Here is a 371-nt window from a genome sequence, read left to right on the forward strand (position 1 = left end):
ATCGAAGACAAAGTTAAAGCAGTGAATCCAGGTGCGACTGTAGTAGTAGACGATAAAGGAAACGCTACAGTGACAACACCATCAGGAAACACAGCCGTTATTCCAGCAGCAGACTTAACTAAGACAGCAGACGATATCTTTAAACAACGTCCATATGTACCATCAAATGGTGGAGGCAATAACAGTGGTAACGGAAACGGAACTTCTGGCAATAACGGAGCTACTAACACTGATGCAAAAGTGGATAAAGCGAAGTTAGAAGGTGCTATTCGTCAATTAGATGAATTAATCATTAAAGAATCAGCTAAGCTTGATGCAGAAACTGCAAAAGAAGCGAATGACTTATTAGCAGATGCTAAGAAAGTATTTGC

The 371-nt window shown here is 40.2% G+C and carries 1 protein-coding gene; it reads left to right on the forward strand.

Features of this window, described 5'->3' with window-relative positions:
- Nucleotides 1-371 (forward strand): MiiA motif-containing surface protein (locus tag QP439_RS09010; RefSeq protein WP_502961736.1); only part of this gene is annotated, 371 nt, incomplete at both ends.

Origin of the sequence: Streptococcus sp. UMB1203, assembly GCF_030217725.1 — a bacterium.
GTDB lineage: Bacteria > Bacillota > Bacilli > Lactobacillales > Streptococcaceae > Streptococcus.